Source organism: Terriglobia bacterium (genome assembly GCA_020073185.1).
Lineage (GTDB): Bacteria > Acidobacteriota > Terriglobia > Terriglobales > Acidobacteriaceae > JAIQGF01.
The window spans coordinates 54,411-74,031 of the sequence record JAIQFT010000011.1 but is presented as its reverse complement, the minus strand read 5'-3'; the positions used below and the strand labels follow the sequence as shown (position 1 = coordinate 74,031).

13 protein-coding genes are annotated in these 19,621 nt (G+C 61.5%); 8 read left to right on the top strand and 5 right to left on the bottom strand.

From position 1 onward, the window contains the following. Positions 1-66: 66 nt before the first annotated feature. From LAN64_05465 to LAN64_05445, 5 genes are all read right to left on the bottom strand, one after another. Positions 67-2,733, bottom strand: a complete 2,667-nt coding sequence (locus tag LAN64_05465) for a hypothetical protein (GenBank protein ID MBZ5567284.1) — start codon at positions 2,731-2,733, stop codon at positions 67-69. A 128-nt stretch (positions 2,734-2,861) separates the two neighbouring features. Next, positions 2,862-3,161: a hypothetical protein gene (locus LAN64_05460; protein ID MBZ5567283.1), complete on the bottom strand. Its 300-nt coding sequence runs from the start codon at positions 3,159-3,161 to the stop codon at positions 2,862-2,864. 214 nt (positions 3,162-3,375) lie between these two features. Beyond that, positions 3,376-3,696 carry a hypothetical protein gene (locus tag LAN64_05455; protein MBZ5567282.1) on the bottom strand — a complete coding sequence of 107 codons (321 nt, stop codon included), beginning with the start codon at positions 3,694-3,696 and terminating at the stop codon, positions 3,376-3,378. A gap of 133 nt (positions 3,697-3,829) precedes the next feature. Next, positions 3,830-6,367 (bottom strand): DUF3536 domain-containing protein, encoded by a 2,538-nt coding sequence (locus LAN64_05450; protein ID MBZ5567281.1) that lies wholly within the window; start codon positions 6,365-6,367, stop codon positions 3,830-3,832. Positions 6,368-6,596: 229 nt separating this feature from the next. Beyond that, complete coding sequence (locus LAN64_05445; protein ID MBZ5567280.1) at positions 6,597-7,751, bottom strand: AAA family ATPase; 1,155 nt, start codon at positions 7,749-7,751, stop codon at positions 6,597-6,599. A 370-nt stretch (positions 7,752-8,121) separates the two neighbouring features. Here LAN64_05445 and LAN64_05440 point away from each other — a divergent pair, with 370 nt between their 5' ends. The 8 genes from LAN64_05440 to alaS all read left to right on the top strand — a co-directional run bounded on the left by LAN64_05440 (position 8,122) and on the right by alaS (position 19,556). Continuing rightward, on the top strand, positions 8,122-9,645 hold the full coding sequence (locus LAN64_05440; GenBank protein MBZ5567279.1) for a putative glycoside hydrolase: 1,524 nt from the start codon (positions 8,122-8,124) through the stop codon (positions 9,643-9,645). 339 nt (positions 9,646-9,984) lie between these two features. Next, positions 9,985-10,938, top strand: coding sequence for a branched-chain amino acid transaminase (locus tag LAN64_05435; GenBank protein MBZ5567278.1), 954 nt, complete (start codon positions 9,985-9,987; stop codon positions 10,936-10,938). A gap of 126 nt (positions 10,939-11,064) precedes the next feature. After that, entirely contained in the window at positions 11,065-11,580 is a 516-nt protein-coding gene (locus LAN64_05430) for a DinB family protein (protein MBZ5567277.1), read from the top strand. Positions 11,581-11,692: 112 nt separating this feature from the next. Beyond that, entirely contained in the window at positions 11,693-14,083 is a 2,391-nt protein-coding gene (locus LAN64_05425) for a carboxypeptidase regulatory-like domain-containing protein (GenBank protein MBZ5567276.1), read from the top strand. A gap of 111 nt (positions 14,084-14,194) precedes the next feature. Continuing rightward, positions 14,195-15,325: a type IV pilus twitching motility protein PilT gene (locus LAN64_05420; protein ID MBZ5567275.1), complete on the top strand. Its 1,131-nt coding sequence runs from the start codon at positions 14,195-14,197 to the stop codon at positions 15,323-15,325. Positions 15,326-15,423: 98 nt separating this feature from the next. Next, the gene (locus tag LAN64_05415) at positions 15,424-15,954 is read left to right on the top strand and encodes a recombination regulator RecX (GenBank protein MBZ5567274.1); all 531 of its coding nucleotides are present in this window, start codon (positions 15,424-15,426) and stop codon (positions 15,952-15,954) included. 68 nt (positions 15,955-16,022) lie between these two features. After that, complete coding sequence (locus LAN64_05410) at positions 16,023-16,376, top strand: DUF3788 domain-containing protein (protein MBZ5567273.1); 354 nt, start codon at positions 16,023-16,025, stop codon at positions 16,374-16,376. A 213-nt stretch (positions 16,377-16,589) separates the two neighbouring features. After that, positions 16,590-19,556 carry an alanine--tRNA ligase gene (alaS, locus tag LAN64_05405; GenBank protein ID MBZ5567272.1) on the top strand — a complete coding sequence of 989 codons (2,967 nt, stop codon included), beginning with the start codon at positions 16,590-16,592 and terminating at the stop codon, positions 19,554-19,556. The last annotated feature ends 65 nt before the right edge of the window (positions 19,557-19,621 follow it).

Sequence of the window (19,621 nt, the reverse complement as noted above, 5' to 3'; positions counted from 1 at the left end):
CGAAGGCCGGCGCTTTCCACCGTAGGACATGCAGCGACACCGATTGCGGAACTGCTCTGAACTGCTCTACACGTCGTCGGGCGAAGGCAGCGGCAGGCCCTCGGTCTGGCAGATTTTCTTGAGTTCGCCCACCGACCATTCGGCGCGGAAATTGTAGAACTCGTGATACGGCTGCTGGAGCAGTTCCAGCACGCGCGCCGATTGCGCGTCGCTCCACTCGGGCAGCGCGGCCCGGGCTTGATCCAGGCGCGGGGAGCTCAGTTTCAGCGTAATCAGGGAATGCACAACGCCAGGATGGAGCGCGAGCTGGTCGAGCCCTTCCTTGAGAATCTGCTTGCGCGCCCGCAGGACTTTTCTCTCGCCCACGTTGTGCAGTAGCTGCAGGTATTTTTCAAACAGCACCCACTCGTTGACCAGCAAAGCGATTTCCAAGGGCGTAAAGCTTTTCCAGAAGGCGACGGGATAACGCATGGCGAGAAAGCGGCCGAGCATGAAGGCACCGGCTTCGTAGCCGGAGATGTGTTCGCGCGCCAATTTGGCCAGCGCCGCCTTGAAGAAGCGGACTTTGCGGTCGAGGGTGAGCATTTCGAAGACGTTGCTCTGCCCGAGGTGATCGCCGATGTCGCTCTTCAGCACTTCGTCCATGTAGACGGTCTCGCGCTCATCGAACCAGCCGTTCACGAGCTGGCGGGCGTCGTCGGACTCGGCGCGGAGTTCGAAGTTGACCAGGCGCGTGACCTCGCTGAGGCTGGAGATTTTGTCCACCGTGAGGCCGCGGACCAACTGCTGGTAGTAGCGATAGGCGTAGGCGATGGCGGCGAATTCCTTTTCTACCTCGCTTCCCTGCTCGGCGATGCGCTCACCCTTCATGTAGCGCAGGAGGCGGGCGGGAGTGAACTTCGCCTTGCCCTGGTAGACGGTGTTGCGGCGGGAGGAAATGGTGATCCAGTCGCCTTCGCGAATTTCACTGCCGGACCAGTTCACCAAGCGGCCGTCGGGATGCAGCGTAACGCCATACTTTTCCAGGTTGAGGAGGGCAGGAATGCCAAGGCTCTGGCAAATGGTGACTACGTGCACGGCGGCGGAGGTCAGGCTGAGGACGGCGTCCACCTCGCGCATCACCACGGTGTCTGTTGGGACAAAGGTTTTCTTGCAGAGGCAGACCTTCTCTTCCTGCGTCTTGGCGCGCAAGGCAGCGTCGCCAGTGAAATACACGCGGGCCGAGACGGCGGAGCGAGGCAGGACGGCCACGCCGGAGGAGAAGGTGCTGAGCGTGCTGAAGTTTTCCTGATCGATGGTATCGCTGGTGAGCTGCTTGAGGTGGTAAGGACGGACCAGTTCGGTGACGCGCTTGCGCGAGATGGCGCCGGATTTGTGCATGTCAATCACGGAGATAAGCGCCGCCCCGCCCGCCATGCCGGTTTCATTCAGTTGCAGCAGCGCGAACCACTGGTAGCGGCGGGTGGCCTCGACGGCGAACTCGATGGTGACCGGCGACTCCAGTTCGCGCTCCAACTCCGGCAGATGCGGCAGAAAATGATAGACGGCGGGAAACGTGTGCTGCACTGCCTGCTTGTCTTCGAAGGTAGTGGTTTTGAACTCCGCCGTACCGGTCATCATTTCTTCGCCGAAGATGTTGCGGGCGGTCTGCAGTTCCACTCCTACCCCGGTGCGGGTGTTGCGGCTGGACAAGACGCCGGCGTAGGCGCTCTCGTGGCGCACCGTACACACCATCTTCTGCAGGATGAGGCTGGGAAAATGTTCCGTGCCGCGGCCGAGCGCCGCCACCAAGTCATGGTTTTCTTCAAAATCCTTGTACGCTTGCCGGGCGAAGAAGACGGCCTGGCAATAGGGATCCTCGATGAGACGGCGGTCTTTTTTCCGGATGCGATCGGATAGCTGATCAATGAGGCGCACGACTTGATCCGGCGGGAGATCGGGCCTGACGGCGTTGACCAGCGCCGGGTCTTGAAGGAGGCAGTCGCACAGGTTGCGCAGCGTGTTGAGGAACATTTTGCGCGCGCCGGTGGGGCCGTACATCTTCTCCAGGCACGGCAAGGCACGCTCAGTGATGCCAACGTTGAGGAAGGTGTCCATCACGCCCGGGATGTAGTGCGGGGTGGCGCAGCGGATGGCAAAGACCAGGGGGTCGCCGGAACCGAGCGACTCCATGGTGAGGATTTCCAGTTGGGCGATGGCGTCGGCGAGGTGGCGCTCGATGTCGGCAAAGCCTTCGGTGTAGGCGTCGGCGGTGACGACGACGAAATCGGGGACCGGATAGCCCTGCCGCGCCAGCTTCAACAGGATGAACCCTTTTTGACTGATATCCCGCTCGCAGTGCGGCTCGGCGCTGGTGCAAGGGACGACCCAGGGGGTCTCGGCGGGTGGGGGCTGTTCGGCGGGCGCGGTCAGCCACGGGTACTTTTGCAGAGCGGCGTTGAGCCCGGCGGCGGCCTGCGAGTACCCGCGGCGGGCGTTCACGATGAGCGCCAGGTGGGCTCGCGCCTGCTCAAAATCATCCTGACAAAGGAGCGGGATATCAATCTCGCTGGCCACGATGCTGCCGGTGGCGCCGTCTTCCAAGTCGAACTCGACCACCGGGGGGCAGTATCCCGGACGGGTGGCGACCTCGGTTACGGAATGCCGCTCCTTGCGAAAGCGCCGGCTGTGCTGATTGAAGTAGTTGCCGCGCACGCGGAAGTCGCGGATCTCCCTCGCCGGCAGTGGTTCCATACCGCGGATTCTAACTGCTGAGCGGCAATTGATCTATGACCGATCTCACCGGTCGGAAAAATCAGCAGCCGCTTGCACCAGCGTTCCTATAACTCTGGGCACTGGGTCAGTTGCCGGTCAGGCGACCCTTATCGGTTGTATGATTCGGAAGCGGTGCGAATCAGCTGGATTAAGCGAACGATTGTTCTACTGCCATCGTCGATCTTGGGAAAGCTGTACTCACAGGGAACGCAAATATCTCCCTTCCCATCTTCCCACGGGTACTCGCTGTTGTCTTTGCGAAGATCATTGTCATCGCATGCTGGTGCCAGCACCTCAATCTCATGAGCAAGACGCCGTATCTCCGAGATTTCCCATCGGGTTAACACGTTGTTGTCGTGGATCACCGCATAAAAATGACGCGCAATGATGGGAAGGATGCGCGCCACGTAGGCGTGACTCTTCCGTACTCTATCGTGCCCATTCGCTAGAGTTAGATGGGCCTTGCATGCTTTTTCCGCTGCCATCTGAAGGAAGTGAAGGCGATGGCACTTCTCGGCGTTCGCACGAGCAAGCGCCTCGCGGGCCCGAAGGTCGGACAGCGCCTGTCTCGCGTAACTTCTCGCCCAGTTTTCGTTTGTCGCCTGCACAATCGTTCGCTCTTCAACGGGCTTGCAGCTCTCTGCCAATCGTCCACCTATGATTTCCAAAACCAAGCTTGCCGGCTCGCATGGCTTCGTACTCAGTTGGCGATATCTCGATGACAATCGACGGGTACTCGATGCCGTGGGCTGGATCGGCAGTAAACGCGACCGGTTCGATCCCGCGTTCGATCGTTCCTTCGACCACCTCCAAGAGCTTGATTGGATCCTCCGGATTCTGATCGTCAACTGGTTCTATGAGATGGATGCGCTTGAGATTTGGCTCAACTCCAAAATGCGCCTTTGCCAGACTCTCCGCCGTTTCCAATTTGCTCTTCTTCATGATTCCTCCAAGCCCCCGCCAATTATTAGATCACATCTGGCTCGGCTCACATCCGGAAGCGGAACCCGCGCCGAAAAGTGCCGAAGCGAAAAGTGCCGCAGCGGGGCGGCAGCTTCTGGACGACCATCATTTGTCAGAGGCTTTGGGATTGGCGGTAGCGGCGGTGAGCGGCGGTGGACAAGCCGATCATGCTGCGGCAAGCATCATCGCGCACGGGAGCCGCGTCCACTTGGCCGGGCAGACGCGGGCAGAGAAATGCCGTGTCGGGCACGATAACTCCCAGGCATTCACCGAGCTGCTGGAAGTGTTCCAGCCACGCAGGGGAGGTGTCGCGTGCGAGGGCATCGGCGGAGATTCCCTGCAACAGGCGGTAGTAAACATTCTGCACCTTCCACAAGTCCACCTCGAAGGGCAGGACGCGGGCCAGGGAAACGACGGCGGCCACCGTCTCCAGCAGATCGCGATCGGCGGGCTTCAGCGCCCACTGGTCCACGAGCGCGTTCAGGCGTTCGCGCAAGGCGAACTGCAGCGCCGGGACATCGAGCTGGACGTTATCGCGCGAAGCGGTCTCGACGAGAGTGCGGATGCGCTCCAGGTCGACATCGCGATCGGTCAGGGCGCGCCGCACCGCGCGGTCCAGCACGAAGTCGCTGGTCACCCGCAGGATGCCGGGTAGCGGCATGTGCAGTTCCGAAAGGAAGCACATCAACTGGGCATGCTGGTCGTAAACCTGGCGGTACACGGACTCGGCCTCTCCGAGGGTCGAGTTCACGATTTGCGAGACGATACGGCGCCGCTCATCACGGAACAGCGATTTCAACGAAAAGGTAGCGCCCGGAAAATGGTGGTCGAGGACGCGCAGGCATTCGTGGAGATCGGCCGACTTGAAGGCGCGCGTGGCGGTTCCGGTCAGGGCACGGAATGAGTCCTCGCCGGAGAAGGGGCGAACACCGGCCGTGAGGTTGTGATCGCCGAAATGGAGCACCCCGAAGGTGACCGTCATCTGCTCGCGGGTGAGTCGTGAACTGATCTCGGCGCGGCCGATGGCGAGCCTGGCCTTGCCCGACTCCAACACACGCGATTCCAGCAAATCCACACTGTAGCAGTAGGCGTAGCTGCGCCCGCGATAACCGTCGAAGAGCGAACTGATGGCGTAGTGCGCGCCCACTTCCACCAAGTTAAGCATAGCCGGGCGAACGAAGCGTTCGTAAACCTGGCGGCCGTTGCCGAAACCGGGGATGTTGCTCCAAGCCTGCTCCAGGCGGCGGAGAAATTCTTCCTCGGGATCGACGGCCAGCAGATCCTGGGCGAGCTGCAGGGCGCGGCCGGCGTATTGCAGCGACTGTACCGTCTCCAGGCCGGTCAGCTCGTCGAAGAACCAGCCGCAACTGGTGAACATCAGCATGAGGTGGCGCTGCATTTCCAGCAGCTTCAGAGCGCGTACCTGCTGTTCGCGGGACAGCCCGGGAAAGCCGTGCCGGGCCAGAAAATCATCGACATTCCAGGGAGAACGATCGAGCACGACGCGGATGTAGTCATCGCGCGCGGCCCAGGGGTCGAGCAAGAGCGGCTGCGCCTGCAAATAGTAGAGGGGCGCCAAATGGTCGCGCAGCCAGTTCAGCGCGTCGCGCAGGGGACGGCGCCACTGCTGGTTCCAGGAAGTAGTGCCGGAATTGCAGCCGCAGTCGGCTTCCCAGCGGCTGACGCCGTGCACGCAACTCCAGGACGTCTTCTCCACGATTGCCACTTCCTGGGTGGGAGGATGCTGAGCGAGATATTCGCCGTAATTGGTCAGGCGGGCTAGGCGATGGCGTTCGATGTAATCGAGCGCGTAGGCCAGAGCCATGTCGCCGCGCGCATGATGATGACCGTAGGTCTCGCCATCGGTGGCGATGTGCAGCAGCTGCGGCCAGTTCCGCCCGTCATTGAAGCCAGTGAGCAAGCGGCGCGCGAAATTCTCGCCATTGAAGAGTAGTTTTTCGAAGGCGACGGCGTGCGCGATGGGGCCATCGTAGAAAAACAGGCTGATGGCCCGGCCGGAGGGCAGGTTGCATTGATAGGCGCGCGTGGGATCGATGGCCCCGCCATCAAGGTTGGTCCATTCGTCCCAGGGCCGGCTGCGCCAGCGCTGCGCCTGATGCGGCGCCAGGATGGTGAACTTAATCCCGAGCGCGGCTAGGCACTCCAGGGTTTCGACGTCCACGGCCGTCTCCGGCAGCCACATGCCTTCCGGATCGCGCCCGAAGCGGTGCTGAAAGTCGCGCATGCCCCAAAGGACTTGGGTGTATTTGTCGCGCGGGCTGGCCAGCGGCAGGATCAGGTGGTTGTAGGCTTGCGCCATGGCGGCGCCATGCCCGGAAAACAATTCCCGGCTTTGACGATCGGCGGCGAGAATCTGCTCGTAGGTCCACGGCGCCTTCTCTTCCAGCCAGGAAAGCAGCGTAGGAGCGAAGTTGAAACTGATGCGCGAATAGTTGTTGGTGATTTTTGCGATCCGTCCCTGCCCGTCGAGAATGCGCGAGGCGCTGTTGGGCGCGTAGCACTCGGCGGCGATGCGCTCGTTCCAGTCGTGGTAGGGAGAGGCGGAATCCTGCGACTCGATCGCCGCCAACCACGGGTTTTCGCGCGGTGGCTGGTAGAAGTGGCAATGAACACAGACGTAACGCTCCATCTTGGCCGCGAACCTCCGCAAGCAGCCCTGCACTGGCGTCGCCTGTGGCACAAGATAACCCCGAGTTTGTTCGCAGAGGGAGATACCGTCTTGGTACATACGGAAGAAATGTGACGATGCGAGCGCAGTACGGCGGCGCGCATTGGGTGCGCGGAGGCGGGAATCCAGGCCGCTTTGCGAAGGTAGCGCGAAAAGGGCGGCGTTTTCGTCACGACCCGTAAGAAAAGAATTATTTATCGCCCAGGGAGGGAGCGCCCATTTCACGGCGCGCTGCGGCGCGGGTGGCGCGCGCGGCGGTCGGGGTGACAAACTCGGGGCCGTACTTCTCCAACAGCACCGGCACCAGCGCGCCCTCGGCTTCCTTGACGAAGACCATGCGGCCGTCGGGGTTCATGTCAATGCGCACGAAGTCGCCGAGCTTGATCTGGCCGGTGGCGACCAAGTTGGCCAGCGGGAACACGACATGGCGCTCGATAGCGCGCTTCAGATGGCGCGCGCCGTACTTCGGGTCGGCACCCTCGCGCAACACGAACTGCTTCACCTTGGAGGTGCAGGAGAAGACGAACTGATTGTTGCCCGTGGACTGCAGAATGCGCTGCTGCACCATGCCGAGTTCGATCTCCAGGATGCGCTCCAGGTGCTCTGGACGCAGAGTTTTGAAGACCACCACCTTGTCAATGCGGTTCATGAACTCGGGGGAGAACTTACGCCGCGCCGCTTCCACCGCGCTGCGGTTGATCCTCTCGTCGAACTTATTGTCGATGGCAATCGGCTTCGGCGCGAACCCCATGCCGCCCAGCATGAGCTCGTTCATTTCGCCGGCGCCGAGGTTGGAGGTCATCATAATGATGCAGCTGGAAAAATCCACGCGCCGGTTATCGCCCAGAGTGAGCGTGGCCTTGTCGAGGATGCCGAGCAGCAATTGCCAGAGCGCGTCGGAAGCCTTCTCGATTTCGTCGAACAGCAGCAGCGAGAGCTTCAGCTTTTCGGTCTGCCACTGGTTGAGCGCTTCCTGGGTGAGCAGCGGATGCGTCTCGCGATGGCCGAGGTATCCCGGGGGAGATCCGACCAGTTTTGCGATTTCGTGAGAGTGCTGGAACTCGGCGCAGTCAATCTTGATACAGGCGCGCGCGTCTCCGAAGAGGGCTTCCGCCACCGACTCCGCCACACGCGTCTTGCCCGAACCGGTCGGGCCCAGGAAGAGCAGGTTTCCCATCGGACGTCCCGGCGGGTTCAGGCCGGCGAGAAACATCTGGTAAATTTCGGCGACCCGGTCGACGGCGGCATCTTGTCCCACGATTTTGCGGCGGAGAGCATTTTCGAAATCCAGCGCGTCGCCACCGCGGCGGTTCGGATCCAGTGTTGCATTAATGCCGGTCTTCATAATCCCCAGCTTTCAAGGGGCCCAACTCCTCAATCGGAGGCTTCGACTTATGCATGAGATGGGAAAAACCGGACCTTGAGTTGTTCACGCGGCGATCTGGAAGTGCCGGATGTCATCGCCGGCGCCGTTCTCCATCCCCACAATCAGTTAGATGCACGCGCTGCGAAGGCGATTGATCGGCGCGCAACAAAGCCGGGAGCGCCTAGTTCTGCAGCATCTTGCGCAACGGACAAACCGCCCAGAATGGGAGTGAGCGGGTGAATTTCCACAGGACACGGCCATGCGTAACCCGCTCAGTACACAGATCGGCGTCTCCCGTCCAGAATTGCCATGCTACGATTCGACACAGACTAGTAACGGGATCGAGAACATGTCCAGGTCGTCCGGCCTCGCTATCAGCGTCATCAGCCTCTTGTTGCTTGCTGGCATCATGTTATCCGCCGGAGCGTGGACTCCGAACCACGGATTAGCGCATCCGAAAACGACTGCCACGGCAGTCTCGACGCCCACGCCGCCGCCCAAGATCGACTCCGCGGCGGTTGCGCCGGCGGGAACGGTGCTGCACGTCGTCGCCAAGGGTGAAAGTGTGCCCGTAGTGGTGCACAAATACCTGGCCCAGAGCTCGTTTATGACGCGCGCCGAACTGGAAGCGGCGCTGCGGGAGAGGAACACCGGCATCAAGGGCATCGCCCTCAAGCCCGGCGCGACGCTGATTATCCCCGGGATGGAGGGGGCAATCACGCAGCAGCCGGTGCCGGTGGTGCGCGGTTACGAGGTGCGCGCGATTTACCTGACCGGCATCATGGCGGGCAGCGTCAACGGCATGAACCTGATCCAGCGCTGGCGCGCGGCGGGCGGCAACGCGGTCGTGTTCGACGTCAAGGACAGCGACGGCATCGTCAACATCCCTTTCCAGCACCCGCTGAACACCGGAGGGCCGCGCCCGTACATCCCCAATCTCCCGAAATTCACCCGCTGGCTGCACCAGCAGGGCATGCACGCGATTGCTCGTATTGCGATATTTCGCGACGAGAAGCTGGTGACCTTACATCCGGAACTGGCGGTGCAATCGCGCTCGCGCGGAGGGGCGTGGCGCGAGAACGGCAAGCTGGTCTGGACCGACCCCTCCAAGCCGGAGGTGCAGCAGTTCAACATCGCGCTGGCGCGGCAGGCTGCGCTCGACGGGGTGGACGAGGTACAGTTTGACTACGTGCGCTTCCCTGCCGAGGGCGACCAGAGAGACGCCAGTTTCTACTTCGAGACTCATCCCTTGCGCCACGCCACCAAGGGAGCGGACGGCAAACCGATAGCGGCCGAGCCGACGCGCCGCAGCGACGTCCTGACCGATTTCCTGGCGAAGGCCTATGCCGAACTGCACCCGATGAAGGCGCTGTTCTCGCTCGACGTGTTCGGCGTCATGGCCTGGCAGCGGCCGATTGACCTGGCGCACACCGGCCAGGACATCGCGCAGATGGCGAAGCATTGCGACGTGCTCTCGCCCATGATCTACCCCTCGCACTTCTTCGGCATGGACGGCTACAAGATCCCGGGCGACGCGCCCGAGCATTTCATCTCGGAATCCATGGAGCGCTTCAAGAAGGTCACCGACGGCACCGGTGTGGTGCTGCGTCCGTGGTTGCAGGCGTTCGGCTGGAAGACGCCGAGTTATTCGCCGCAGTACGTCGAGACGCAAGTCAAGGTGGCCAAGGAAAACGGCGGCATCGGTTTTCTGTTCTGGAACGCGCGCAACGATTACAGCAAGCCCTTCTCCGCCATGCCCGCGATGAAGCAGAATCCGAAGTTCTTCCGCGGCGACGAACTGCCCAAGATGAAACGAGAGCAGGAAAAGGCGGCAGCGGAGAAGCCCGGGGCCCCGGTAGCAGTCAGAAGCTGACTTCCTACATTGTGAAAATTGCGAACTGGTGGATGTGCCGGGCTTCAGCCTTTGGTGGAAGCGCCGGGCTGAAGCCCGGCGCTTCCACCAAGTGCAGCACTTTGGGTGACCATTGAACTCAGGAGATGGCGGCGTCCGCAAGGCCGTCCCTCACTCCTCTCAGTGACGCACATTTTCTGTGCCGGGGCGGGCAAACACCTCGGCTATAATGGCCTGTAACATCCGCGCGTGCATCGCACTCTGGAAAGCCGATTTTGACCTGACTGCCGGCAGGTAGAAGTGCGCCAGTGCGCCTGATGACAAAGACTCGGCAGATACGTCGAATGAAGGGGGTCCTACATGGCCATTCAGAAGACCGAGAAGATCTGGCACAACGGAAAACTGATTCCCTGGGATGAAGCCCACCTCCACGTCATGTCGCACGTGGTCAATTACGGCTCGTCGGTGTTCGAGGGGATCCGCTGCTACGCCCAGCCCAAGGGCCCGGCGATTTTCCGCGCGCAGGAACACATGCAACGGCTGCTGGACTCGGCAAAAATTTATCGCATGAACGTGGAGTTCACCCGCGACGAACTGGTGAACGCTATGGTCGAACTGGTCGGCGTCAATAACGCTTATCCCTGCTACATCCGCCCACTGGTGCTGCGGGGCTATGGCGAGGCGGGCGTCAACCCGTTCAATACCCCGATTGAGGTTTACATCGTCAATTACCCGTGGGGAAAATATCTTGGGCACGGCGCCGAGGAAGGCGTGGACGTCTGCGTCTCCTCCTGGACGCGCATCGCCCCCAACACCCTGCCGGCGATGGCCAAAAGCGGCGCCAATTACATGAACTCGCAGCTTATCAAGATGGAAGCCATCCTGAACGGCTACGTCGAGGGCATCGCGCTGGACGCCAACGGCTACGTCAGCGAAGGCTCGGGCGAGAACCTGTTCGTCGTGCGCCAGGGCAACCTCTACACCGCGCCGCTGGGCAACTCGGTGCTGCCAGGCATCACGCGCGATTCGATCATCCGCATCGCCAAAGACCTCCTCATCACCATCGTCGAGCAGCCCATCCCGCGCGAGATGCTGTACATCGCCGACGAGGTTTTCTTCTCCGGGACGGCGGCGGAGATCACCGCCATCCGTTCGGTGGACAAAATCAGCGTGGGCAAAGGCGCGATCGGCCCGGTGACTAAGGCCATCCAGAAGGAATTCTTCGGGATCGTCAACGGTACCGAACTGGATCGCTACCATTGGTTGACGCCGGTGCCGGTGAAGAAGAACGCGCCGCAGGCGGTGGGAGTGTAGTTTCGGTTTCGAGTTTCAGTTAGGAAGAGCCGGGGCCGAGCGCCCCGGCTTTTCAGTTCCGGCGCGTTGACTTGCATTGCCGCGACGCGCCGCGCACAATGGCAAGTCTCATTTCAGGAGGCAATCATGGAAACCCAGTCCGCCATCACACCGGAATTTGTCACGGCCTATCGCGAGCTGATCCTGTCCACCATGGCGGCGGAGATGAAGACCACCCTGAAAGTCATCGGCAGCATTCCCGAAGCCGGCAAGGGCTACAAGCCGGATCCGAAATCGCGCAACGCGCACGAACTGGCGTGGCACATCGCGAGCGACGACGTCGCCTTCCTCAACAAGATCGCCGACATGAAGATCGAGATGACGCCGGCGCTGCCCGCCCCGGCGACGATTGCGGAAATCCTGAAGTACTACCAGGAGAACCTGCCCAAGGCGATCAAGCGCGTGCGCGACATGACGCCCGAGCAATTGCTGACCCCGGTGCCATTTTTCGGCGTCATGAGCCTGCCGGTGTTCCAGTACCTGATCATGGTGAACAACCACAGCGCGCATCATCGCGGCCAGCTCTCCACCTACCTGCGCCCGATGCGCTCCAAGGTCCCGAGCATCTACGGCGGCAGCGCCGATGAGCCGTTCACGATGTAAGCTTCAGGCTTCAGGCGCCAGGCTTCAGGCCCGCGCAAGAAGCTGCCGATTCGGCGTTCCTCCTAAGGGCAATCCGCTTATGATGTTCGCCATTCGAAACAAGGGAGGACGTATGCGACGCATTTTCAGTGCTTCCCTGCTCGTGGTGTCACTCAGCGTAAGCGTACTGGCGCAAGCTGCCAAACCGACAACGTCGAATGTCAGCGAAAGCTCTCCTACCCGGCTGCCGGTCCGCCGGGTCGTGCTCTACAAAAACGGCGTCGGCTACTTCGAACACACCGGACGGGTGCGCGGCAATCAGGAACTCAGCCTCGATTTCACCAGCGCACAACTGAACGACGTGCTGAAGTCACTGACCGTAGTCGATCTCGGCGAGGGACGCGTCACCGGCGTGCGCTACGACTCGGTCGCGCCGATCGGAGAGCGCCTGAAGTCTCTACGCCTCCCGTTCGGCGAGCAGACCACGCGGGCCGAATTTTTGGGAGCGCTGCGTGGTACGCGAATCGAGGTGCGCAGCGGCAGCGGCGGCGCCGCGGGACGACTGGTCAGCGTCGAGCAGCGTAAGCGGGTGAGTCCCAAGGGAGAGTTGCAGGAAGAAGTCACAGACATCGGGGTGATCACCGACACGGGTGAGCTACGCACGTTTGAACTCAACCCAGCCACATCAGTCCGGGTTGCGGATCGCGACCTCAACGAGGAAATCCGCCGCTACCTAAACGTCATCGGATCGGCGCGGGGCCAAGGCGCGCGCCGCATGGTCATCTCGACCGCCGGCGCCGGCGAGCGCGACGTTTTCATCAGCTACATCAGCGAAGTGCCGGTCTGGAAGAGCACGTACCGCATTGTCTTACGCAAGAAGACCGAGGCCAAGCCGCTGCTCCAAGGCTGGGCCATCGTGGACAACACGGTTGGCGAGGACTGGAAGGACGTGCAGCTTTCCCTCGTGGCGGGCGCGCCGCAATCGTTTATCCAAGAGATTTCGCAGCCCTACTACGTCCGCCGGCCGGTGGTGGCGTTGCCGGAAAATGTTTCCCAAACTCCGCAGACTTACGAAGCCACCATGAACATGAACGCCCCAGCCCTACCGCCTCCACCGCCCATCGGCGGTCCCGTGGGTGGCGGGGTCGGCGGCGGTGTCGGCTCCGGAAGTGGCGGCGGAATCGGTCCCGGGTACGGCGGCGGAATTGGCCGCGGCGTATCGCTCTACGGTAACGTTACCGATCCCAGCGGCGCAGCGATTTCCAATGCAAACGTCACTATCACCAACAATGCGACCGGAACCTCGCAGACCGTCCGAACCGACTCCAATGGCGCTTACAGCTTCTTCGGCGCGGCACCGGGGCGTTACACGGTCACGGTCAATTCGCCTGGATTCAGGCCGTATCAATCAAATGTCAATCTTGGTGGCGGATCGGTCAATTCGAATGCGGTCTTGAACGTAGGATCGGCCATGGAGACGGTAACGGTTTCGGCCCAACCGGCCAACCTCGACACCGCCATCGAAGCATTGGAATCCGAGGCCAGTGCCAGCCCCACCGGAGACCTGTTCCAGTACGATATCCAGCACAAGATCACCATCGGCAAGAACCAGTCCGCCCTGGTGCCGATCATCTCCGCCCGCGTGGACGCGGAAAAAGTCAGCATCTGGAACAGCTCGCGCGAGCGCGCCGACCGCGCACTATGGCTGACCAACAGCAGTGGCCTGACCCTGGATGCCGGCACGTTCAGCGTGGTCGAGGACGGCACCTTTGCCGGCGAAGGGCTCATCGCCGCGCTCAAGCCCAGCGAGCGTCGCCTGATCTCCTACGCCAGTGACACCGCTGTGCGCGTGCACTCCACCGACGATTTCGACAACAAGAAAGTCAGCCGCGTGGTGGTGGCGAAGGGCATCATGCGCATTACCCGCGAAGAGCAAAGCTCCGAAACCTACGTCGTGCGCAATTCCGATACGTCGCCGCGGACCGTGGTCATCGAGCACCCGGCGCGCGATGGCTGGAAGCTCGCGGAAGACCTCAAGCCGGAGGAGTCCACCGCGTCCTATCATCGTTTCCTGGTCAAAGTCGAAGCCGGAAATACCGCCAAGCTGACCGTCAAGGAACACCATCCCGACAGCACCACGTTGGCGCTCAGCAACCTCAACTCCAGCCAGGTGGAACTGCTGGTGCGCGAGGGCGCCGTCAAACCCGAACTGGAACAGGCTTTCCGGCGCATCCTGGACAAGAAATCGGAGATCAGCGGTTTCGAAAACGAGCTGCGCTCTGATCAGCAGGAAATGGACTCCATCGCCGCCGACCAGGGCCGCGTACGCGAGAACATGAAGGCGCTGAAAGGCACTGCCGAAGAAAAAACGCTGCTGCAGCGTTATACCGGGCAGTTGAACGCGCAGGAAGACCGGCTCGCCGAACTGCGCAAGCTGATGAAGGAGCTGCGCAGCAAACGCGAGGCCGCCGGCGCCGAACTGGACAAGATGATCTTGCAGATTTCATTCGACCAGACCTCGTAGACCACGCGGAGGTGACGGCAAGGCGTGCGCTTCTGGCTTGGCCCTGAGCCTTGTTCATGGCACCTTTCCGTGATACCGTCTGGCCGCAAGCAGCGAATTGGGAATCGTTCCATGCAAATCGACGATCTGTTGCGCATTGCCATGGACCGGAAGGCGTCGGACTTGCACCTGAAGGTGGGCAACCACCCGCACGTGCGCGTCGACGGCGAACTGGTCCCGCTCACCGACCAGACGCGGGTTACCGCCGAGGACATGCTGAACATGGCCTTCAGCATGATGTCCAACCGGCAGAAACAGAAATTCAAAGAGAACGCCGAACTCGATATGGCCTACGGCGTCGCCGGCCTGGGACGCTTCCGCGTCAACGTTTTCCAGCAGCGCGGTAACGTCGGGCTGGTGCTGCGCGTCATTCCCACCAAGATCCGGCCGCTGGACGAGCTCTACATGCCGAAGATCGTGGAACAGGTCTGCGACATGCCGCGCGGCCTGGTGCTGGTCACCGGCGTAACCGGCTCCGGCAAATCCACCACGCTGGCCGCCATGATCGACAAGATCAACTCTACCCGGCCGGAGCACATCATCACCATCGAGGACCCAATCGAATTCCTGCACCGCGATAAGAAGGGGTTCGTCAACCAGCGCGAGGTCGAGGTGGACACGCCGTCCTTCTCCTCGGCGCTGAGGGCCAGCCTGCGGCAAGACCCGGATGTCATCCTGGTCGGGGAAATGCGCGACCTGGAAACCATCGCCACCGCGCTGCACGCCGCCGAAACCGGCCACATGGTCTTTTCCACCCTGCACACCTTGGACGCGGTGGAAACCATCAACCGCATCATCTCCGTGTTTCCGCCGCCGGAGCAAAAACAGATCCGGCTACAACTGGCGGCCACGCTGCGCGCTGTCATCAGCCAGCGCCTGGTACGCCGCAGCGACAGCGCCGGGCGCGTCCCCGCGGTCGAGGTGCTGATCTCCACCGCCTACGTGCGCGAGTGCATCATCGTGCCGGAGAAGACGCGCACCATCAAGGAAGCGCTCGCGGCCGGCACCTCGCAATACGGCATGCAGACCTTCGACCAGTCGCTCTACGATCTCTACACGCACGGCCTGGTCGCCTACGAAACCGCGCTGGAAAACGCCTCCAACCCGGACGACTTCAAGCTGCGGGTGCAGGGCATCAGCGGCACCGCGGAGTCAACGCGCGACGAGATGTCGCAGGCAGGCAGAGGGGGCTACGGAAGATAGGCGGCAGCTGCAGGCATCAGGCTGTCCGGAAACGGGCGGCCTTTTTCGTTCTGCGTTCCCTTGTGCCCTGTGCGCTGATCTTTGATACCTTACGAGGCATGGCATTCGGTCGCGCGAAAAAGTTCAACGATGAGGCCGGGCTGTACGAATACGCGGTGGGCGCGCTCGGAAGACGAATGCGGTCGGTTGCGGAGTTGAAACGCCTGCTGCGCCGGCGGGTGGAAGCGGACGAACTGGGCGCGGCGCTGGTCGAGTTGGTGATTGCCAAGCTCAAAGAGCAGCGCTACTTGAACGACGCGCAGTACGCTTCAACCTACTCTTCCCTGCGGCGCGAAAACGACAAGTTCGGACGCCGCCGAGTGATCACCGAGTTGAGATCGCGAGGCGTGCATTCCGAGGTTATCGACAAAGCGGTCGCCGGTGTCTATGACGGCGTGAACGAAGAGACGCAGGCGCGGGCATACCTCCGCCGCAAGCGCCTGCAAAGACCCACCGATCAAAAGCAGGCGGCGCGCGTTTTTCGCTCGCTGATCCGCGCCGGATTCGGCACCCGCACCATTATTTCTATCCTGAAGAAGTGGGACGTGGACGAGGAGGTCCTGACCGCCCTGGAGTCGGAAGAGCAATGACCACAGGAGCGGTAAATGCTTTTGTCGGAAAATCGAAGCAACCCACGGAAGCGGAGCTTGGCGCAGAGTTGGGCGCAGGCAAAGCATGGTGGGATCAGTTGGTGAGCGATATAACCGCTCAGCATGGCTTTTCGCAGGAGTGGAACTCTTACTCCAAGAAAGCGGGCTGGTCGCTGCGGCTGAAGCACGGCGACCGCAATATTGTCTATCTCTCGCCCTTTCACGGTTGTTTTCAGGCGTCGTTCGCGTTGGGCGATAAGGCGGTGAAGGCGGCGCTCGCAAGCGGTCTGCCGAAACCGGCGATCAAGCTCATCAAGGAAGCGAAGCGTTACGCGGAAGGCACCGCCGTGCGCATTGAGGTGAAAGGAACTGAGGACGTGGAGATCGTCAAGAAACTCGCCGCGATAAAGCTAGCCAATTGAGTTGGGGCCGCGCGGCGTCAACGGCTTAGCCGCAATGGTCGCCAGGGCTGAAGCCCACTCTCTCTTGTCGTGCGAATCGCCGGGCTGAAGCCCGATACGCTTCCACCGCGCGCGCGAGGGCGCGTGTGCCACTCGCGGGTCAGAGACCCGCGCCACACCTGCTAGAATTAAGCCTTCATTCGTCAGCTCCCGGAATTGAAGCAGGCCCCACACATGCTCAGCGGCAACGATGTCCGGCGCAAGTTTCTGGACTACTTCGTCCAGCGCGGCCACAAAGAGGTGCATTCGTCTTCGCTGGTGCCCGCCAACGACCCCACCCTGCTGTTCACCAACGCGGGCATGAACCAGTTCAAAGACGTGTTTCTGGGGCTGGAGAAGCGCGACTACAACCGCGCCACCACGTCGCAGAAATGCGTGCGCGCCGGCGGCAAGCACAACGATCTGGAGAATGTCGGGTTCACCAACCGCCATCACACGTTCTTCGAGATGCTGGGGAATTTTTCCTTTGGCGACTACTTCAAGCGCGAGGCGATTGCCTACGCGTGGGAGTTGATCACCTCGCCCGAGTGGTACGCGATTCCGAAGGACAAGTTGTACGCCACCATCTTCAAGGGCGAAGGCGTGGTGCCGCGCGATGAAGAGGCATACAACCTATGGCACGAGCAGGGCGTGCCCAAGGAGCGGATTTACGAGTTCGGACTAAAAGACAATTTCTGGCAGATGGGCGACACCGGCCCCTGCGGCCCGTGCAGCGAAATCCACTACGACATGGGCCCGGCGGCGAGCGACCAGGCACACACCGATTGCAAATTTGGGTGCGAGTGCGGACGCTACGTCGAAATCTGGAACCTGGTGTTCATGCAGTTCGACCGCGACACCGCCGGCGTGCTGAACCCGCTTCCCAAGCCTTCGATTGACACCGGGGCGGGCCTTGAGCGGCTGGCGGCAGTGCTGCAAGGCAAGCTGTCGAACTACGACACTGACCTGTTCGTGCCGTTGATCGGCGCAGCTGCGGGGATGCTATTCCCCGATAGTAACAAAACTCCTCTGTCCGACATTCTCTCCGGCAGCGAACATCAGGCATCGCTTCGGATCATTGCTGACCATTCGCGCGCCACGACTTTCCTCATTTCCGACGGAGTAGTGCCTTCAAACGAAGGGCGTGGATACGTTTTAAGAAAGATTATGCGGCGAGCCATAAGACACGGTCGCCTGCTCCGCCACACCCAGCCGTTTTTGTACAAAATGGTCCATGAGGTTACGCGGGTGATGTGCGATGCGTATTCGGAATTGAAAGAGAGTGTACCCCGCGTTGCCGAAACTGTCTTGCAGGAAGAGAAACGATTCTCTCGTACTGTTGACGAAGGTCTGAAGCGCCTAGATGCCGACCTGGCCCCTCTCATCGCGGAGCGCCACTTATCGGCCCGGCCGGAGAAAGGGCTGGAACAGTTAGGGCTCAAGAAAGAAGCTTGGGGCACGCTTGAGCCGAGGAGCACAGTCGTCTACTCGGGCGAAAAAGCGTTCAAGTTATACGACACGTTTGGCTTACCCCTCGACTTTATTCAGGATGCGTGTCGAGACGGTGGAATCGTTCTTGACAGTGAAGGCTTCGATCGCGCCATGGCCGAACAGCGCACGCGCGCACAGGCATCTTGGAAGGGCGCTGCCAAGCAAACGGCAAGCCCTGTGTACACAAAATTCCTCGATGAGTTTTACAAGCCCGAAGCTGTCGGAACCGGTAAGGTTGATGGCAAGCCGTTAAATGTGTACACGTCATCGTTTCGGGAACAATCTGTATTTGTCGGATACAAAACCACCGAAGCTTCCGGCTGCGAGATTCTGGCGCTCATCCGCCACGGACAGGGCGTGCAGGAGCTGAAGAAAGGCGAGCAGGGTGAGGTCATCCTCGACCAAACCCCTTTCTACGCCGAGTCCGGCGGCCAGGTCGCCGATCGCGGGTGGCTGTATTCGCCGGGACGCGGCATGGTCGTCGCCGAAGTCGAGAGTTGTTACTACCCGGTGCAGGGCGTGCGCGCGCATTACGCGATCGCGCGCGAAGACTTGCGAGTCGGCGATCGCGTGGATGCCGCGGTGGATACGGAAAAGCGCTGGGCGACCATGCGCCATCACACCGCGACACACTTGCTGCACGCGGGACTGCGCCAGGTGCTGGGCCCGCACGTGAAGCAGGCGGGGTCGCTGGTGTCGCCCGGGCGGCTACGCTTCGACTTCTCGCATTTCGTGGGCGTGGAAGACGAGGAGTTGCAGGAGATCGAGGACATCGTCAACAAGGAAGTGCTGCGCAACCAGAAGGTGGAAGTGATCGAGGACGTGCCGATTGACGTCGCCATCAACGAGTACAAAGCGATGGCGCTGTTCGGCGAGAAGTACGGCGACCGGGTGCGGGTGGTCAAGGTCGGAGATTTCTCCACCGAGCTTTGCGGCGGCACGCATACGTCGGCGACGGGCGAGATCGGGCTGATCAAGATCCTCGACGAGGGCAGCGTGTCATCCGGCGTGCGGCGCGTCGAGGCGGTGGCGGGCGAGAGCTCGCTGCGGCACTTCCGCGCCGACCACGAACTGGAGCACGTGGCGCGCACGCTGGTGCGCGGTAACCTTACCGCAACAATTGCGGGAACGAGCCGCGTAACTGCCCACCTAAGCGGCTCCGGCAAGCTAACTGCGACAATTGCCGGAACGAGCAGCTTAAGCGGCTCGCTGGCCACCGCGCTGCGGCACGAGATCACGGCGCGCGACGACGAAATCAAGCGCCTGAAAAAAGAGCTGGAGCAGGCGCGGATGAAATCGGCGGCGGCGGGCGCGGCGTCCATCGAAGACAAGGTGCGCGTGGTCAATGGCGTCAAGGTGCTGGCACATCGGGCCGACAATCTGGAGCGCGCGCAGATGCGTACCCTGGTGGACAACCTGCGTCAGAAGCTGGGGTCGGGCGTGGTGGTTGTTGGCTCGGCTTCCAACGGCACGGTGGCGCTGGTGGCCGGCGTGACCAAGGACCTGACCACGCGCGTGCAGGCTGGCAAGGTGATCGGCCCGGTGGCAGAAAAAGTCGGGGGCAAAGGCGGCGGCCGGCCGGATCTTGCCGAAGCCGGCGGAAAAGACGCGGCGGCACTGGACGAAGCGCTGGGCAGCGTGTACGCGGTGGTGGAGTCGCTGCTGAAGTGATCGCTGAAGTGATCGAAGACAAGCTGGAGCCTACCACCAACGTGTTAGCTGTGCTGAAACTGTGA